Annotated in this window: 14 protein-coding genes, 1 other RNA gene and 1 pseudogene; 9 read left to right on the top strand and 7 right to left on the bottom strand. The window is 42.4% G+C overall.

Translation table 11 applies throughout. The features are described from left to right. Nucleotides 1-153 precede the first annotated feature (153 nt). Together AK824_RS09350 and rsgA are read right to left on the bottom strand one after the other, a co-directional pair. Entirely contained in the window at nucleotides 154-609 is a 456-nt protein-coding gene (locus AK824_RS09350; protein WP_057760987.1) for a rhodanese-like domain-containing protein, read from the bottom strand. A 221-nt stretch (nucleotides 610-830) separates the two neighbouring features. Then, nucleotides 831-1,934 (bottom strand): ribosome small subunit-dependent GTPase A, encoded by a 1,104-nt coding sequence (gene rsgA, locus AK824_RS09345; RefSeq protein ID WP_057760985.1) that lies wholly within the window; start codon nucleotides 1,932-1,934, stop codon nucleotides 831-833. Nucleotides 1,935-2,164: 230 nt separating this feature from the next. Between rsgA and orn the strand changes: the two genes are divergently transcribed. Further along, a complete protein-coding gene (gene orn, locus AK824_RS09340; RefSeq protein ID WP_057760984.1) occupies nucleotides 2,165-2,752 on the top strand; it encodes an oligoribonuclease in 588 nt (195 codons plus the stop codon). A 119-nt stretch (nucleotides 2,753-2,871) separates the two neighbouring features. On the opposite strand, the gene AK824_RS09335 is transcribed toward orn, so the two are convergent. Further along, nucleotides 2,872-3,741, bottom strand: coding sequence for a UDP-2,3-diacylglucosamine diphosphatase (locus tag AK824_RS09335; RefSeq protein ID WP_057760981.1), 870 nt, complete (start codon nucleotides 3,739-3,741; stop codon nucleotides 2,872-2,874). A 123-nt stretch (nucleotides 3,742-3,864) separates the two neighbouring features. Further along, nucleotides 3,865-4,380 (bottom strand): peptidylprolyl isomerase, encoded by a 516-nt coding sequence (locus tag AK824_RS09330; protein WP_057760980.1) that lies wholly within the window; start codon nucleotides 4,378-4,380, stop codon nucleotides 3,865-3,867. Between the two features lie 312 nt (nucleotides 4,381-4,692). Between AK824_RS09330 and AK824_RS09325 the strand changes: the two genes are divergently transcribed. From AK824_RS09325 to AK824_RS09305, 5 genes and pseudogenes are all read left to right on the top strand, one after another. Next, nucleotides 4,693-6,432, top strand: a complete 1,740-nt coding sequence (locus AK824_RS09325; protein ID WP_057760979.1) for a glutamine--tRNA ligase/YqeY domain fusion protein — start codon at nucleotides 4,693-4,695, stop codon at nucleotides 6,430-6,432. 163 nt (nucleotides 6,433-6,595) lie between these two features. Further along, nucleotides 6,596-7,347 (top strand): annotated as a pseudogene (locus AK824_RS09320) (phospholipase D family protein). A 244-nt stretch (nucleotides 7,348-7,591) separates the two neighbouring features. After that, on the top strand, nucleotides 7,592-8,230 hold the full coding sequence (locus tag AK824_RS09315; RefSeq protein WP_057760978.1) for a peroxiredoxin: 639 nt from the start codon (nucleotides 7,592-7,594) through the stop codon (nucleotides 8,228-8,230). A 219-nt stretch (nucleotides 8,231-8,449) separates the two neighbouring features. Beyond that, entirely contained in the window at nucleotides 8,450-9,112 is a 663-nt protein-coding gene (locus tag AK824_RS09310) for a glutathione S-transferase family protein (RefSeq protein ID WP_057760976.1), read from the top strand. A gap of 314 nt (nucleotides 9,113-9,426) precedes the next feature. Continuing rightward, nucleotides 9,427-10,377: an META domain-containing protein gene (locus tag AK824_RS09305; RefSeq protein ID WP_057760975.1), complete on the top strand. Its 951-nt coding sequence runs from the start codon at nucleotides 9,427-9,429 to the stop codon at nucleotides 10,375-10,377. A gap of 162 nt (nucleotides 10,378-10,539) precedes the next feature. On the opposite strand, the gene ruvC is transcribed toward AK824_RS09305, so the two are convergent. Further along, nucleotides 10,540-11,124, bottom strand: coding sequence for a crossover junction endodeoxyribonuclease RuvC (gene ruvC, locus AK824_RS09300; protein WP_057760973.1), 585 nt, complete (start codon nucleotides 11,122-11,124; stop codon nucleotides 10,540-10,542). 259 nt (nucleotides 11,125-11,383) lie between these two features. Here ruvC and AK824_RS09295 point away from each other — a divergent pair, with 259 nt between their 5' ends. Continuing rightward, nucleotides 11,384-12,016 carry an FxsA family protein gene (locus AK824_RS09295; protein WP_057760971.1) on the top strand — a complete coding sequence of 211 codons (633 nt, stop codon included), beginning with the start codon at nucleotides 11,384-11,386 and terminating at the stop codon, nucleotides 12,014-12,016. Nucleotides 12,017-12,143: 127 nt separating this feature from the next. On the opposite strand, the gene ssrS is transcribed toward AK824_RS09295, so the two are convergent. Further along, nucleotides 12,144-12,339: non-coding RNA, 6S RNA (gene ssrS / locus AK824_RS13455), on the bottom strand. A 247-nt stretch (nucleotides 12,340-12,586) separates the two neighbouring features. Here ssrS and gpmI point away from each other — a divergent pair. Continuing rightward, entirely contained in the window at nucleotides 12,587-14,245 is a 1,659-nt protein-coding gene (gene gpmI / locus AK824_RS09290) for a 2,3-bisphosphoglycerate-independent phosphoglycerate mutase (protein WP_082624622.1), read from the top strand. A gap of 234 nt (nucleotides 14,246-14,479) precedes the next feature. Beyond that, nucleotides 14,480-15,949, top strand: a complete 1,470-nt coding sequence (locus AK824_RS09285; protein WP_082624621.1) for a S41 family peptidase — start codon at nucleotides 14,480-14,482, stop codon at nucleotides 15,947-15,949. Between the two features lie 70 nt (nucleotides 15,950-16,019). On the opposite strand, the gene AK824_RS09280 is transcribed toward AK824_RS09285, so the two are convergent. Beyond that, nucleotides 16,020-17,735 (bottom strand): sigma-54-dependent transcriptional regulator, encoded by a 1,716-nt coding sequence (locus AK824_RS09280; RefSeq protein ID WP_057760969.1) that lies wholly within the window; start codon nucleotides 17,733-17,735, stop codon nucleotides 16,020-16,022. Between the last annotated feature and the right edge of the window lie 14 nt (nucleotides 17,736-17,749).

Raw genomic sequence — 17,749 nt, 5'->3', positions numbered from 1 at the left:
AATAGGTCATAAAAAATAAACCACAAAAAAAGACACCCAATAAAAAGGTGTCTTCTTCATAGCATTGATAGCGCTGATAGTGTTAATCAGGTCACATAGACATCAGCTAAGCGATTCATACAAACGCTTCATTTAAGCGCCTATACAGGTCTATTATTTGCTTAGACTTGGTTTTGTTTTACCTTTAGCCTTTGCTTTGGCGTCTTTTACACCAACCAACGGCATGCCAGCACCTTGCCAGCCGCCAATACCGCCTTCTAAGCGATAGACACTATCTTTACCAATCATCTGAATCGCAGCGCCTGCTTGGACGCCCATGTCACAGATGATAATCACTGGCTGCTCAATCGCGCGAATCTCTTCTAAGCGGTCTTTGAGGTCAGTGAACGGTATGTTGCGGCTGCCCTGAATATAGCCTGATTCAAACTTCTTCTTAGCGCGAATATCGATAAGTTGCGCGTTTTGAGAATTGACCATCATGCCAAGCGTGTTAGGCGATATTTTTCTACCGCTACGTTTGTTTTCAATCGTAAAAAACAGTATAGCAAGTACGGCTAATATACCAAATAAAAACGGGTGGTTGCCCACAAATTCCAGCGCACGATCCAAACCATACCTCCAAGAAAATAAGTGTTCTATTAAGCTGAGAAGACAGCCCAATGATAGTGAACAAGGCGCTATTATACCGATAAGGCCATCTATAGTAAACGGGCGATGACATAGGCAACAATTGGGCGGTTATTGTACTTATCTATGGATCTTCTCAGCCTAATAAAAATATCTATTTACATGACCGCTTTGAATTAAGACGGACACTAACAAGCCAAATATTAATAAGGCTTAGTATCTGCCTCTTCTCGTAGCGTAACGAGGTTTTCAACGCGGCGCTGCAATACTTCACCATCAGCTACCGCTTGCCATAGTGCGCAGCCTTTGCTGTTGTGAGTATGGCGACAGTCACGGAATTGGCAACCGCCGGCCAATGGCGCTAGCTCAACGAAGCCTGAAATAATATCGTCAGGGGTAAGGTGCCAAATGCCATACTCACGAATCCCTGGTGTATCAACGATACCGCCTTGAGTGAGGTCTTCGGGGTTGAATGGCAGCAGTCGACTGGTCGTCGTGGTATGCTGACCGAGCTTAGAGTTTTGCGAAATGATATTGACGCTCTGTCCAGAGTCAGGCAGAAGGGCGTTGATTAGACTGCTTTTGCCAACGCCAGATTGACCCGCGAAGATCACCAGCTTTTTATCTATATAGCGTTTTAGTTCATCAAGGCCTTCTTGCTCATCACTCTCAGCGATATTTTCAGGGCAGTCCACCGAAGTCAGAACGCTTTCATAACCAAGCGCGGCATATTGTGCCAACAGTTCATTGGTGTCCACGCCATTTTCTTCTGCCAATAAGTCGGCTTTGTTGAGTACCAATAGTGGTTTGACACCTGCATGATGGCATACCACGAGATAGCGATCGATCAACGTTGGCGCAGCGGCAGGCAATGGCGCAAAAACAATCGCCAAAATATCGACATTGGCGGCAACAGGTTTGAGCTTATGATAGCGGTCAGGACGAGAAACCAGCGATGTACGCGGTTTGACCGCTTCGATACGACCAAAGCCAGTATTAGAGTCAGCATTCCAGCGCACTTGGTCGCCAGCAGCTAGCATCGGTAGATTGGTACGCACATGACAGCGCCAGATATCATTCAATTCAAGCGTTTGCCAAAACGGCTCAGGATCATCAGGAGCAATCTCTGGCTGCTCAGGTATGACAGCTGGCAGGCTAGTGACTTGTACTTCTAGTTGCTTACCGTAATGCGCCATGACCACGCCATCCATCAAACTGTCATCAATACTATCTTGATTGGACAGTTGCTGCTTGTCAATGCGACGAATCTGTTGTTTAGTCAGTTTGCGTTGCCGGATTAATGCCATGGGTTTTTGACCTATTATAAAAATATTGCTAAGTGTAGCGTGAAAATTTGCTAACATACAGCCTAAAGCGTCTGCGGCAGACAGTGGTTTTGTAATATTTTGGCTGCTTGCTAGATTTTTTGAATCAATCAGTGCATTACAAAGCTGTTTGAATATGAATATTCAACCGCAATACGTTTTTTAAATTATGTTTAAAACTGTCCCAAAATTTAATGACCATAGGATATTGTATGACTACCGGTGACCATCCCAATAAGATTAAAATCAAAAATCAAGGTAAAAAAGGGCTGGTGTGGATTGATTTAGAAATGACCGGACTTGATACCTTAAACGATGAGATTATCGAGATTGCTACTGTCGTTACTGACGAAGATTTGAATGTGCTTGCTGAAGGGCCTGTATTTGCTATCAAAGTATCAGATCAAGTCTTAAACAAAATGGATGACTGGAATACCAAGCAACACGGTCAGTCAGGATTGGTCGATCGTGTGCGTCGTAGCACGGTGACATTGGCAGAAGCCGAAGCTGAGACTATTAAATTTTTGAATAAGTGGGTCGATAGTGGTAAGTCGCCAATGTGCGGTAATTCTATCTGTCAAGATCGTCGCTTTATGGCGCGTCAAATGCCAGAGCTTGAGCGATTCTTCCATTATCGTAATCTTGACGTGTCATCAATTAAAGAGCTTTGTTTCCGCTGGCGTCCTGATATCTTAAAGAATTTCGAAAAAGGTGGCAGTCATTTAGCCTTAGACGATATTCGTGACTCTATCCGTGAGCTAAAGCATTACCGTCAGCATTTCTTTAAGCTAATACCTTAAATAGCTAGCAAGAGATAAGCTATTTAAAAGTGTAGTAAAAGAATTGTAGTAAAAAATAAAAAGGGTCTGTTGATATTTCAACAGGCCCTTTCGTTTTCTAGATAGGTTTAAGGATCAAGTCAAACAAGCATTGTAAACTCAAACAATTCAAACTTAGCAGCATTACTGCTTAAATCGTTACTACTAAAACGGTCATTTGAATGCTCATCATCTGTCACTGCACCAATCACGGCGCTAACTTTCGGCTGGCGAGTGTCTTTATTTAATAATCGCCAGTCGCCAAGCACGTAGCGCTTTTTATCAGCAGTCGCCTGATGAATGTCTGGACGATGAGTATGTCCGTGTAATAATGCATCGCTAGTAGTGATGGCTTGACGTACGGCTTTATCATTCACATCCATAATATGCGCAGCTTTGTTCGCATTGTTCTGTTGGCTTTTTTTGCGCATATTATCTGCGATGGCTAGGCGTTTTTCTAATGACTTATTAAGCAAATACCACTGAGTTAAACGATTGCGCATAATTTTGCGAAAGAACTGATATTTTTTATCATCAGTACAGAGTGCATCACCGTGTTCTAAGCGGTAATTTTGTGCTCCAACGGCTAAAGTGTATGGCTCATAAATTAGCTCACCACCGAACAGATTACAAAAAGGCTGACCCAATAAAAAATCACGATTACCGTGCATGACCAATATCTCACAGCCATTGATACGTAGCTGCTTTAGTTTTGCAATCAATGGAGTCAGCCAATGTGCTATCTTCTCGTCTTCTGACAACGATAAATACGTATCATCACCTAGCCACACCTCAAACCAATCACCCAATATAAAGAGGTGTTTTAGCGCAGGTAGGGCTAGACAGTCATCTAATAGCGCCAAAAAAGCCTGCACTAAGGCAGGCTCCTGAGGCGATAAATGCAAATCGCTAATCAATACTTGCCGCACTTGATGAGGGCGGGTCGTGATTAAGTGATCAAAACTTTGCATTTATCTTGGTCCTCGTGACTTATCGTATAGCGAGCATGATTTAATAAACTCTATTAAAAAATACTCGCTCATTCATAGCTGTCGCTAAGTAACTATGACTGAATAGCTGCTATTGAATGACTATTACTGAGTAATGATGGTTGCTGAGTTGATAACAACTGGCTCTTTTGGCACATCAGCATGCATGCCGAAACGACCCGTTGGTACGCTGCGCATTTTTTCGATAACGTCCATACCGCTGGTTACTTTACCAAATACGGTGTAACCCCAACCTTGCATGTTTTTGCCAGAGTGGTTTAGGAAGTCGTTGTCTTTTACGTTGATGAAGAACTGGCTAGTTGCTGAATGCGGATCTTGGGTACGCGCCATTGCGATAGTACCTTTGTCATTTTTTAGACCGTTGTCCGCTTCGTTTTCGATAGGAGCATTGGTTGGTTTTTCATTCATCTCAGCGTCCATTCCGCCGCCTTGAATCATGAAACCATCAATGATGCGATGGAAAATTGTACCGTCATACTGACCAGATTTTACGTAGTTTAAAAAGTTTTCTACGGTTTTTGGTGCTTTTTCTTCGTTGAGTTCGATAACGATCGCACCCATATTGGTTTCAAGTTCTACTACTGGTGGCATGTCTACCATGGGATATTCCTTTTTGATTGCAGCGCCTTAAATAGCACTATTGTGAGTGGTGGTTAAAAAGTTACGGGTAGTCTAACGGCTTTTTTATCCCGTGTCATGTATCAGGCTGTTAATGCGTTTGCGAAACCTGATAGAATAACGCAACTTTACCCATTTTTGACAAATTTTGATAATGCGGTCGCACTATCTAAGTTTTAATATTCTCGCTTTATTTTAATATTCTCGTTTTGTTTTAACACTTTAGTTTAAACGTTTCGTGATGCGTGATGGCACGCACCATGAACTGACAATTTGCGTTAGGAGCAATGCCCGATGAGTGATCACTCAAGCAACAATGCACAAAAAGACGAAGCAAAAAACGATTTTATTCGTAATATCATTCGTGACGATGTCAATGCGCAAAAATACCAACAAATTGTAACGCGCTTTCCGCCTGAGCCAAATGGCTACCTGCATTTAGGCCACGTAAAATCTATCTGCTTAAACTTTGGTGTGGCCAAAGAGTTCGGCGGTGTGTGCAACCTGCGTTTTGATGACACTAACCCAACTGCCGAAAAGCAAGATTACATCGACAATATTAAGAACGATGTGCAGTGGTTAGGTTTTGAGTGGGCAGGCGAGGCGCACCATGCCTCAGGTTATTTCGATCAGCTACATGCATGGGCAATCCAGTTGATTGAGCAAGGCGACGCTTATGTTGATTTGCAAACCCCTGAGCAAATCAAGGAAAACCGTGGTTCATTCAATGAAGCGGGAACGCCTTCACCATATCGTGATGCCAGTGTTGAAGAAAATCTAGCGCTGTTCAACGATATGAAAGACGGGAAATACGCTGAAGGAAAGGCTATTTTGCGTGCCAAGATTGATATGGCCAGCCCAAATATGAACCTACGTGATCCTGTCATCTATCGCGTGATGCATCAAGCGCATCATCAGACTGGTGATAAATGGTGCATCTATCCGATGTATGACTTTGCTCATCCACTCTCAGATGCGTTAGAAGGAATTACCCATTCATTATGTACGCTTGAGTTTGAAGATCATCGTCCATTTTATGATTGGGTCATCGAAAAAATCGGCTTTGACGTACCGCCGCATCAGTACGAGTTTAGCCGCTTAAACATTGATCATACATTGACCAGTAAGCGTAAGCTAAAGCAGTTAGTAGATGAAGGTATCGTCAGTGGTTGGAATGATCCTCGTATGCCGACCGTCGCTGGCATGCGTCGCCGTGGTTACACGCCAGAGGGTTTGCGTGATTTTTGTGAGCGTGTGGGCGTGACCAAAGCGGATAGTGTGGTTGATTTCCGTTTACTAGAATTTAGCGTTCGTCAATCGTTAGAGACGACTACTGGTCGCGGTATGGCGGTGCTAAAGCCATTGAAAGTGACGATCACTAACTTTAGCGAAGCGGTCAGCAGCTGGGAGTCGCAAAAAGCCGATAGCGTTAATGCGCGTTTTGACGATGCGACTCAGACGCTTTGGTTGACTCAGCCAAACCATCCTAACGTGGATATGGGCGAGCGTGAGATTCCGTTTACCGAGACGCTATACATCGATCAAGGTGATTATGAGATTGAACCGCCAGCAGGCTATAAGCGTCTTTCTCCAGAAAAGCCAGAGATTCGTCTGCGTAACACCTACGTACTAGCAGTCACTGAGCATATCACTGATGAAGATGGCAATGTCGTTGAGCTAAAAGCGACGATTGACCCTGCTACTTTGGGAAACAACCCTGAAGGGCGCAAGGTCAAAGGCGTGATTCATTGGGTATCAGCCAGTCAAGGTGTGCCAGCGACAGTACGCATGTACGAGCAGCTATTCAGTGCTGAGGACCCAAGTGGCGTCGCTGATGTTCATCAAGCGCTAAACTCGAACTCGCTCACTGAGTTAAATGCAGTAGTTGAGCCATCTTTGGTCAGTGCCGATGCTGGCACGCGCTTCCAGTTTGAGCGTGAAGGTTACTTCATCTCTGACAGCGAAGATCATAGCACGGATAAGCCAGTATTTAACCAAATCGTTAGCTTACGTGATAGCTATAAGCCAGCTTAATTTATATTGGCTTAGTATTTAAAAGTATCCTTATCCAAATAGATATTTTGAAATAATACTGAATAATAGTAGTTTGCAATCCAGCCCATTTCTAGTGCGCTAGGAATGGGCTTTTTTGTGCGCATTTACAAAGTTGAGCATAGTAAGATTTGAGGAAATAAGAATGGCAAAGTTTCTAAACAGCAGTGGTACAACGTATCATTTAGAAGAGTTGATTAAAAACGCTTCTGACAGGTTGATTATTATTAGCCCATATTTGAAGCTTAAGGAACGTATCAAAGAATTACTAGAAGACCGCAACCGCCTCAAGAGCGACATTCGCATTGTTTAATTGTTTATGGCAAGAATGATTTACACCCTGAAGAAATAAACTGGCTAAAAAACCTGACCTTTATTCGTACTAGCTTTTGCAAAAACTTACATGCGAAATGCTACCTGAATGAAAATGAGTGCATTATTACCAGTTTAAATCTTTATGAGTTTAGCCAAGTTAATAATAATGAGATGGGCGTACTGATTTATCGTAATGATGATGCCAAACTTTATGCCGATACCTATGAGGAAGCGCAGCGCATCATTCGTATCAGTGATGAAGTGAGAATGTCTCTTGAAAAAGTGACCGAAATTGAAAGTAAGTCTGAGCCTAGTACCAAAACAACAAACTCTACTACCAACGTAACTGGTAACTCTACGACAGAAATCACACCTAATTACTCTAAACTGACCACCGCCAAGCTTGCTAAAGAGTTGGGCTTTAAAACTCAAGAGTTGAATGAAAAGCTACTTGCAACGGGTTACCTACAATCGCAAGATGGTGAGCTAGTATTGACTGATGCTGGACGCGCAGCAGGTGGTACCAGTAAAAAGGGTAAATTTGGCGAGTTTTGCTTATGGGATGCAGGGATGGTGGTTTAATTATTTAAAACAGCTGTTCGTCCATAAAAATGCATCAAAAGATTTGTCCATCAGCTTAGAGGTAAATGGAATAACTGCATTACAATCCGTCACAAGACATTCATAACCAGTTTGTTAAGATAAAGTCAGTTTTTACGGATGTGCTTTATGTTATATTTGATAGCTGAGCACGTCGATGATAATAATAGAACGCGAGGCCGACGTGTCGATATAAGCGTTCATTCACATAGCTAAGGAATCAAGCATGGCACATTTACGTTTAGGTGATACCGCACCAAATTTTGACGCTACAACCACAGAAGGTGACATCAATTTTCATGAGTGGGCAGGCGATCATTGGGTCGTTTTTTTCTCGCATCCAGCAGATTTCACGCCAGTATGTACCACTGAGCTTGGTCGCGCCGCTGCACTAAATGGCGAGTTCCAAAAGCGCAATGTAAAGCCGATTTGTATTTCTGTTGATAGCCTAGAAGATCACAAAGCGTGGGCGAGCGATATCGGTGAGACTCAAGGCACAGATATGAACTTCCCAATCATCGCTGATCCTAATAAAGAAGTCGCTGAGCTATATGACATGATGCATCCTAATGCCGACAGCACTCATACAGTACGTAGCGTCTTTATCATTGATCCAAGCAAAAAAGTTCGTCTAACGCTGACATATCCTGCCAGCTGTGGCCGTAACTTTGATGAAATTATCCGCGTAATTGACGCACTACAGTTGTCGGATGAGTATAATATTGCAACACCTGTAGACTGGAAAGATGGTGATGATGTGATCATTCCGCCAAGTGTGAAAAACGAAGATATCGCTGCAAAATATCCAAAAGGTCACAAAGAGATTAAGCCGTATCTACGTACCACGCCTGCACCAAACAAATAATTAGACTGATGTATAAATGTGATTAAGTAAAGCCCCATGACTCAAGGTTATGGGGCTTTTATTATTTCTACTTTATGATTAATAAGACTTTGCCATGATGGCCAGATTAGGCTATAACTATGGTATAGCGTATCAATATTTGTGCTTATTAGTACAACAACCATAATAAAGCGTATCAGCGCCAAATCGCTGTCCAACCATTCTTACAAGGAGTTTGCTATGAAAAAACTATATATTACCCGTACAGCGCCCAATCCACGTAAAGCGCTTATCTTATTGGCTTCAAAAGGTATCGATATCGATGATATGGATGATGTCGATGTGATCGATATTGATTTTGCGGCAAATGAGCAAATGTCAGAAGCCTTTACGCAAATGAATCCAATGCAGACCGTACCTGTTTTGACCTTAGATGATGGTACTGTATTGAATGATTCGCAGGCAGTTTGTGAGTATCTAGATCGTGTTTACGGTGAGCGTTCGGTCATGGGTAATGATGTGGTACAGCGTGCGCAAGTTTGCTCTATGCGCCGTGTTGCAGAGTTTGAAGTGATGTATAACTTGATGCTCGCGTTTCAGCACAGCCATCCATCTAAAGCACAACGTGTTGAGCAAGTGCCAGAGTTCGTCGCACCATCAATTGCTCGTGCTGTTAAAGCCATGGCGTACTTTGAGACGATATTAGAAGGTCGCGAATACCTAGTAGGTGAGCAATTAAGTTTTGCGGATATCGTGCTATATCTGAGCTTAGATTTTGGTAAAGTATTGAAGATTAATCCTAATGAGCAAGGCGAAAACCTGGCTCGTTTTTATCAAAAGATGAATGAACGCTTCAGTATTAAAAATATGGCTAAAGCCAAATCTGCAAGTGTGGATGACTAAAAGGTTCTAGAAAAATAGTTTAAATCATAAAGTTTATCTATTAACCTATTTGGTAAATTGATCGCTATAAAGCAAAACAGCTAACCTCAATCGTTAGCTGTTTTTTTATGAAATTTAATAAAAATCAACATTTCGTTACATAGGTTAATAGTGCCAAGGTTATAGTGGTTAATCTAGCTTAGTTATATCAATTACGTTTTTAAATTATTCATTAAACAGGAATGCTTTTAAATTATGACTTCTTTTGAATAGATTTTTTAAAATATAGATGGTACGCGAGATAAGTTGTACAAGCTTACTAAGAGGTATGTAATATGGTAGGTAGCCGAAATAAGCCAACGTTAAAATTACTGCTATTACCCAGTATGATGGCAGTTAGTCTGATGCTAAGTGCGTGTCAAAAAGAAGCGGCGTCTAGCGAAAATGATACATCAGAGGGTGCTGAAGCTGGCGAGATGACAGACTCAGCCGTAAGTGAAGGTCTGGTATCTAGTATGAGCCCTACATCAGACGAATCTGAACCTGTTGAATTAACCGCTCAAGATAAGCTGACGACCACCTTATCTCATCATCGTTGGACGTTAGTAAATGCTGTTGATGCCAATGAAAAACCTATGGCTGAATTTGCGAATATCAACAGTCAGGTAACGCTGGCGTTTAACCAGTATCAAGGGCAAGACACGCTAAGCTATAGCGTAGGCTGTAATACGATTAGTGCTGGCTATCAGTTAAAAGGGCATACCTTAACTACTGAAGAGGGTATGAGTACGAAGATGTCTTGTGGCGAGCTAGATGTGGCTGAAAACACCTTGAATACATTGATGCAGGGCAGTAGTGAGTTCAAAATTGATCAAGGCGATAATCCAGTATTGACCCAGTTTACTGACGATGATGTGACTCTGGTTTGGAATGGTAGGCTTACTGCACAAGCGAAATATAACAGTAAGGGTGAAACGGTATTTTGGGCAGTAAACTCCGAAACTGTACCATGCGAAGCAGGTAACTCTGAGCAGTGTCTACAAGTTAAACCTATCACCTACAATGATCAAGGTATTAAAACTCACGAAGGACAGTGGCGAGTATTCGTTGGTGAGATCGATGGCTATCAGCATGACAGCAAACACGAAGAGGTATTACGCTTGCAACGCTATCCACTAAACATCGATGAATTATCAGAGACTAATGAGCCAATTAAAGATGATACTGCTGATGAAAAGTATGCTTATATACTAGATGCTGTCATTGAAAGTGCAGTTGTAGAGTAGCCTATTGTAGTTTGAGCATTTGAAATGCTCATAGTTATAAAAAACACGCGTCTAATAGCGCGTGTTTTTTTATGGTATATCTACTTTGCTGTTTATCTATTTTGACGCGTTTATGTTTCAACGCCTCGCTATCTTAACGCCTCGCTATTTTAACACTGTTCTTTAACGTAAGTTACCTAAATCTTCTTCAGTCAAACGCCAACGGCCTTTCTTTTTAGAAGCGCCGCGACCACGCATGGCGCTATTCAATATCAGTTTGTTCATTGAATGGCTTGAGTGAGCATGACAGATGGCGCAGGCAAGACCGTCAGCAGCATCTTGTTGTGGTACAACTTCTAACGCTAATATCCGGCATACCATCTCTTGTACTTGCTCTTTGGCCGCCGCTCCATAGCCACAGACGGCTTGTTTAATTTGCCGAGCCGTATATTCTGACACTTCTAAATCTAGTGCAACCATCGCTGCAATCGCTGCACCTCGTGCTTGCCCAAGCTTAAGTGCGGAATCAGGGTTTTCTGCCATAAATACTTGCTCAATCGCTGTATAGATAGGCTCGTCTGCGTATTTTAAATGATGCTGTGTGATACGGGTTAGTCCATTAAAGATACGTTTGAGGCGTTCAGGCATCTCTTTGGTATCTGTACGAATCGTCCCTGCATCGATATAAGTCAGCTTGTCACCTGTCTGCTGTACTATTCCATAACCGGTCATGCGTGACCCTGGATCAATTCCTATAATAATTGCCATAATATTCCGTCTTGCTTACCTGTCATTTTATATTCAATACAATATAAATTGGATACGATGTCAGACTCGCTTAGCCTACTATTCGTAGTACTGTCTTCCGCCTTCCTTGTGTCCAAATTATATTGTACCGACTATATGGCTTAAAAATTAGCCTTAAGTTTGATAGTATAGCAACCAATCCCCATATACATCATATGTTAGCCATTTTAATTTTCATGGCGCTCAATTTATTGGTTTTTATTTTATAGGACGACACTTTATGGGTCAGATAGTTGGTATAGCCATCGTTTGGTTTATTATCGAGATGCTACTGTGGTATTTGCTTGCTCAGTTTATGAGCGGCTGGTGGGTGTTTATGTGGTTTATTATCGCCGCGGTTATCGGTATCTCTTTGATGCGCAAAGGCATGGCTGCTCTTAATCCAATGGCACAGCAAATGAAAGCTGGTGGCATGATGAACCCTGCGATGCGTCCGCCAGAGACCACGATGATTAAGAGTATCGCGATGGCAGCTGCAGGTATTTTATTGCTTATTCCTGGGGTGCTTAGTGATTTGATGGCGCTGTTGGTAGTATTGCCACCTGTGCAAAAAAAGCTAAAAGACTTGGCCAATAATTACGTCATGAATAATCAGCAAAAAATGATGGAAATGATGGCCAAGCAGATGGGCGGTCAAATGGGTGGTGGTCAAAATCCATTTGGCGGTGCTGGTGGCATGGGTGGTCAAAACCCGTTCGGTGGCGCAGGTGGCATGAATGGTCAAAATCCATTTGGTCAACAGCAGCAAAACCCATTTGGTGATGTGTTTAAACAGCATACTACGGTTGATGGTACTGCCAAAAACATCCCTAAAGATGTCAAGAAAATTACCAAGTCTGCTAATGACGAATAACTATTTAGTTAAATCATAAGCATAAAAAAAGCCCCTCTCGTCGATGACGAAAGGGGCTTTTTAGTGGTAGTAAGCATACTATTTATAGGAAATATATTTTTATAAAGAATATACGTACAAACCGAATGAAACAACCGAAGTGCCGCTGTAAGATGGTGACCCATGAACCGTGAAGTTCAGGGCGGATGCGTCATCATCTCTGCAGGTTTCCTGATACACCGCAAGCGGTGCAGGCATACACAATGAGACAATAGGTACCACATCCTGGTAAAGCATTATCGGCTCAGGGAATAAACATCTACTAGCCAACACTTCAGAATAGTTTTATCTTAACCAATGAAAAGAGTGATTGCAAGTCTGAATTACAGATTGATACGTAGCTTGGTTAATTGGCCGCATTTATATTGTCTTGCATAGAAAAATCATCACAAGATAACCCTATAAAATTATTCATAAACTCACGAAAAATGCTCAGTTTTTCAGCTATTTCAAGATGTGTGTTAATATAGAGGGCTTTATATTCCCTTACACAGCATTATAGGCGTTCATTCACTCGAGGAGCGGTAATATATGACCAGTACCCAACAAGCATCAGACTCTATTGATAATAACAAAACACAGCTTAGCAATAACCAAGACGGTGCACAGAATAAAAAAATACCGCATGTCTTGATGATATTGGACGGCTTTGGTCATCGTGAAGAAGATAAAGATAACGCCATCGCTGCCGCTAATATGCCAAATTTAGACAAGATTTATCAGCAATATCCTCATGGGCTGATTTCAGCTTCAGGGGAAGATGTTGGTTTGCCAGATGGTCAGTTTGGTAATTCAGAAGTCGGTCACATGAATTTAGGGGCAGGGCGTGTTCTTTATCAGGACTCAACTCGTATCTCAAGTGAGCTTGCCAATCGTGAATTTTATAAGAACGAAGCATTGGTCAATGCGGTCAAAGCGGCCAATGAACGTGGCGGTAACGTCCATATTATGGGTTTGCTCTCTGATGGCGGCGTCCATTCACATCAAGACCATATCGAAGGTATGTGTCATTCAGCATTGGTCCATGGTGCCAAGAATGTCTTTATTCATTGTTTCTTAGATGGCCGTGATACCCCGCCTAAATCTGCTGATAAGTACATCAATCGTCTGCGCGACTATATTGATAAATTGAATGCTCATTACGAAGGTGGCCGCGTACAGATTGCAAGTATCATCGGTCGCTACTATGCAATGGATCGCGACAATCGTTGGGATAGAGTGCAAAAAGCTTATGAGCTGATTACTGAAGGCAAAGCTGATCGTCTATCGACACGGGCAGATGGCGCTGTTCAAGCTGCTTATAAAGCGCGTGAGACCGATGAGTTTGTCAGTCCAACGACTGTAATTGGACGTGATGAAGTGCCATATACTGTCAATGATAACGACGCACTTATTTTTATGAATTTCCGTGCTGACCGTGCTCGTGAGCTTGCCCAAGCGTTTGTATTGCCAGATCATGAGTTTTCTGGATTTGCACGTCAAAAGCAGCCAAAACTGGCGGCATTTGTGATGCTAACTAAGTATTCAGATGTCCTAGCTGACAATCCAAAAACCAGCATTGCTTACTACCCAACATCTTTGGCCAATACATTGGGAGAGTACTTGCAGGATCAAGGAAAAACTCAACTACGTATCGCTGAAACTGAAAAATATGCGCATGTGACGTTTTTCTTTAGTGGCGGCCGAGAAGAAGAGTATCAGGGTGAGACCCGCATTTTAGTGCCATCTCCAGACGTTGCAACTTATGATTTACAGCCTGAGATGAGCGCGCCTGAAGTCACTGATAAATTAGTAGAAGCGATTGAGTCTGGTAAGTATGATGTATTGGTGGTCAATTATGCCAATGGTGATATGGTTGGGCACACAGGTATCTTTGATGCAGCAGTAAAAGCGGTAGAGGCTTTGGATGTATGCGTTGGCCGTATCGAGTCAGCAGTCCGAGCTGCTGGTGGTGATATGCTTATCACAGCTGACCATGGTAACTGCGAGCAGATGCAAGACTACGAAAGTGGTCAAGTACATACACAGCATACGACAGAGCATGTGCCATTAATTTACGTAGGTGAGCAAAAGCTGCAAGTGCGCCGTGGCGGTAAACTTAGTGATGTGGCACCGACTATTTTATCATTGATGAATGTTGATGCCCCTACCGAAATGACAGGTGAAAGCTTATTGGTTCCAGCAGTCTAGGCCAGTCGAATTAAAACACAGTACTTGAATGACTGTGGTTTATACTGACTTGACAGCTGTACCAGAAGATATCAAAAAGGAAAGGATAACCTATTATCCTTTCCTTTTTTTGTGATACATTTTACTTAGTTTACTTGCAATACTATGCTAGTTCGAAATATGCGTTTGGTGCTATCTTATAAGTTGCTATATAACGATAAATTTGTATTCTCTATTATTTAAATGAGTTCTTTTATGCAGCCTATTTCTTTTGCACGTTCTTTTTTATCCAAAGGGTTAAGTAAATCAGTAGGGAAGGCATCAGTCGCGTCCACGGTTTTGCAGCCTGCAATGTTAATAGGTGTGCTTGGTTGTGCGATTAGCGTAAATGCACAAGCAGCAGTGGGAGCTTCTACAAATAATGATAATCCTACGAATGGTCTACAGCTCATCAGTTTGAATGCAGATGAGATAGCGGATGAAAACGACGCTGATAACTTATCTAACATTGCTGATATGTTAGATGTTGCCGATGAGCCAGATGACTCGATAGATAGTGTGCCAGATGAAAGCGCGCTAACGGATGATGCCGATGATATTGATACGGAGATTCCAGCAGAAGTTGCGCAAGTATCGCTAAATGCTATCTCTCCTGAGACGCTAAAGACATTTGTTGCTGTGGTGGATTTAGTACGTCGTCAATACGTTGATGCGGTCAATGATGAAGAGTTATTTAGCAATGCGATGAGCGGTATGCTGACCAAACTTGACAGCCATGCTGAGTTTTTGGACGCAGAAGCTTATGAGAATCTACGTGCTTTTACTGAAGGTGACGTTGGTGATATTGGTATTAAAGTTACTTACCAGCCAGAGGCAGGTTATTGGGTCGTGACAGAGGTTATCGATGATTCACCTGCAGACAAAAAAGGCATCGCAGTTGGTGATTATTTGCATCAGGTTGATGAGTTTAAGCTAGACGAAGGGCGACAGGTTAATGACGTTGAGCAGCTCTTAACGGGTATTGCCGGTACGCAGGTAGATATTATTACTTCCAAAGCTGGCCGCCGTAAGCACACAACGACGTTGCAGCGTAATAATAGTCATCCGCAGATTATCGAGACCAAACTGGTTGATGGTATTGCCATTGTCAAATTACCGGCGTTTCAAAACAACAGCCGTGAAAAATTATTAGAAGGTTTAATTAACCTAAACGCTCCGATATCAGGAATTTTACTAGATATGCGTGATAATCCAGGTGGCGTACTGACATCAGCAGTGAGTGTTGCCAGTTTATTTATGGATAATACTGATATAGTGCAGGTGCAAGCACGTCAAAATAAATCACGCGTACTATCTACTCAAGGTGATGCGATACTTAAACCTTTGCCATTAGTGGTATTACAAAACCGCTATTCAGCATCAGCGGCAGAGGTGCTTGCCAGTAGTTTACAAGCACAAAAACGCGCTACTATTATCGGTGAAGTTAGCTATGGTAAGGGCTCAGTACAATCGGTCATACCGTTAAACGATGAACAAGCCGTTAAATTGACTGTGGCCAATTATATGACGGCAGCAGGCAAACAAATAGATGAGATCGGTGTAGAACCTGATGTGACCTTATCTGGCAGCGAGAATACGTGGGAGCAGAAAGCTTTAGAATTAGTAAAGGCGCGCGCACTTGATTCTGGCATTCGCTTTGTTAGAAAAAATGCTACGAAAGAATAGATTTTCGTAGCAATTAACAGCACATACCATTCAACGCTTAAAAATATTTGAAGATGTCGCTTAACAGAAGCTAATCAGACGCATCTTCAGAAATTTCGAGCTTTTTCATACGGTAGCGTAAAGAGCGAAAGGTGGTTCCTAATAATTCAGCTGCTTGGGTTTTGTTCCAGCCAGTTTGTTTGAGTGCCGTGATAATCAGCTGCTTTTCTTGTTCCTGCAAATAATGCTCTAATCCTTGAGGCGGTAATTGACCGTCAAACAATTCTTGTAAACGTGATATGTCTTTAGAAGTTTCTTGTTGGGCGGTGGAAGCAAGGAGCGACTCTTTGTCATAAGTATTTGCTACGTTGGTTGACGAACTGTTATTACTAGCTGACGAATGCTGCACCATTGAAGGGTAGTGGTTGGTGTTAGTACGATAGGGATGTAAATTGGTCGCCCTTTGTTCACCCTGCGTCGCTATATTGCTACTAGGTTGAATGACTTGCTCGCCGTTCTTTGTTAATTGGGCTGTAGATTGAACGTCTATTTGACTTTCTACGTCACGAGCAGGTAGCTCAGAGCTATCGATAGCTGAGCTATGATTTTGCTCTTGTGTATTTACAAGCTCAGGTTCAATGTCAGGAAGACCTAAATGACTAACGTCTATATATGAAGTTTCAGCTAACGTAACTGCACGTTCCAATAAGTTGCGTAGTTCACGAACATTACCCGCAAAATCGTGGCGTTGTAAGCGTTCGCAGGCTTCCATCGTCAATGACGGCGGTGACTCTAATTGCCAGTCATCGGCGATCATCGCTAAAAAGTGGTCTGCTAATACAGGAATATCATCACGGCGTGCATTAAGCGTTGGAAGCTTTAGCTCAATGACATTGATGCGATAATATAAGTCTTGTCGAAATGCACCATCTTGTACCAATTGGCTCAGGTCTTTGTGAGTGGCAGACAAAATACGGATGTCTACAGGCACTTCTTTTGTATCACCAATTGCCCTTACTGTTTTTTCTTGAATGGCACGTAACAATTTAACCTGCATGGCTAAAGGTAAATCTGCTACTTCATCTAAAAATAACGTGCCGCCATTGGCTTGCTGGAATAACCCTTGTTTATCAGCGACAGCCCCTGTAAAGCTGCCTTTTTTATGACCAAAAAACTCCGACTCCATTAACTCCGATGGTATCGCACCGCAGTTCACTGGTACAAAGCTGCCATCACGCCGTGGACTTAAATCATGGATCAATCTGGCGACCACTTCTTTACCTGTGCCAGAAGCGCCCGATAAAAATACAGGTGCCTGTGAGCGTGCTAGCTTTAAAATAGTGTTTTTAAGGGGATGCATGACAGCAGAATTACCAATCAATCTACTATCTAGCATTTTTTGTTCAGGAGAGCATTCCGGTGCGGCCTGTACTTCGTTGTCTTGATGAATAACTTTTATGGCATTCTCTACCAGTTGGCGCAAACGTGGTAGTTCTAGCGGTTTATTGACAAAATCGAAGGCACCAAGTTTTAACGCCTCAATAGCTAAATCCATACTGCCATGAGCCGTAATCACCGCTATTGGAATATTAGAGCTATTGCTAATTTCTTTTACCAGCTCAAGTCCCGAGCCATCTGGCAGTTTTAAATCCGTCAGACAGAAATCGTAGTCATTGTCTTGCCAAAATGTTCTTGCTTGCGACAATGTATAAGCCACATCACTTCTGATGCCCATTTTAGTCAGGGTAATTTGCATCAATCGACATAAATCTACTTCATCATCGACGACTAGCGCGGTTGTTGTCATACATCATCTCATCG

Origin of the sequence: Psychrobacter sp. P11G3 (genome assembly GCF_001435845.1) — a bacterium.
Taxonomy (GTDB): Bacteria; Pseudomonadota; Gammaproteobacteria; order Pseudomonadales; family Moraxellaceae; genus Psychrobacter.
The sequence above is the reverse complement of the archived record's forward strand: the minus strand, read 5'-3'. Positions and strand labels throughout refer to the sequence as shown.